At 59.9% G+C, this 901-nt stretch carries 1 protein-coding gene; it reads left to right on the top strand.

Translation table 11 applies throughout. From position 1 onward, the window contains the following. Positions 1–117 precede the first annotated feature (117 nt). Positions 118–651 carry a hypothetical protein gene (locus E4F61_RS13790; protein ID WP_133480196.1) on the top strand — a complete coding sequence of 178 codons (534 nt, stop codon included), beginning with the start codon at positions 118–120 and terminating at the stop codon, positions 649–651. Positions 652–901: the final 250 nt, after the last annotated feature.

Genomic DNA, 901 nt, shown 5'->3' on the forward strand with positions numbered 1-901 from the left:
GCTAGCGTTCCAACCGGCAGCCTGCTTCTGCTAGATGCCGGCTAACAATTCGTCCAAGCCGACGCCGCTTCGCGGCGCGGCATAACTCAGGTGTTAGGGGGCCATGTGTCGGATCAGATGCCGCTCGACGAAATGGTCTCTCGATACATCACCGGGGCCAATCAGGCGGCGGCCGCGCTGTTCGAGCAGCAGCTATACGGCTTCTTTCTTGTAATCGTCTATTCAACAATCGATACGTTCGGCCTGCTCAACGCGCCGGCGGGCCAAACTGAGGCGAGCGGCGATTCGTTCCGGGCGTGGGCAGCAAAATACTTGGTGCCGCGCGCAACGGACCCGTACACGGCTGATGATCTTTGGGGTGCCCGCTGCGGGGTACTCCACACCTTCAGCACAGACTCGCGTTGGGCCAAACAGGGAAAAGCGCGCCAGTTGCAGTACTACTTGGGAACAAGTCCAGCGGCCCGGCACTTTGTCGAAGTCACCCGCCTTGTGGAGGGTGGCGCACACTTGGCTGTCCACCTCGCCAACCTTGGTCAGTCGTTCTTCCACGCGTCTATGGCGTTCGCGCCGGACTTGTCGGAAGCTTGCCGAACAAGCGAGTGGCACGAGCGGCGGGTGAGAGATGTACTGCAGATCTACCCTATGCAGTAGGCCCCCTAACAATTCGTCCAAGCCGACGCCGCTTCGCGGCGCGGCTTAACTCAGGTGTTAGTCGGCTTGGGTAACATCGTAGTAGCCGGTATAGGAAGCTCACATGGCGAAGATTTGAAAGTACTTCACACCGATAGCTCTTCTCGCGTTCTCGCTGCTGGTGTACTTCGGCCCACCCGATGCTCGCGTGCTGTTTTGGCACATGGGCTCCGCGGGTAGAGTGACGGTCGCAGTCGTTGCGCTCGCACTG

This window comes from Cognatilysobacter segetis (genome assembly GCF_004359965.1).
Lineage (GTDB): Bacteria > Pseudomonadota > Gammaproteobacteria > Xanthomonadales > Xanthomonadaceae > Cognatilysobacter > Cognatilysobacter segetis.

What these genes read in the sequence shown, in the direction of transcription:
- E4F61_RS13790 (WP_133480196.1), top strand. Translation starts at nt 118, where the DNA reads ATGCCGCTCGACGAAATGGTCTCTCGATACATCACCGGGGCCAATCAG.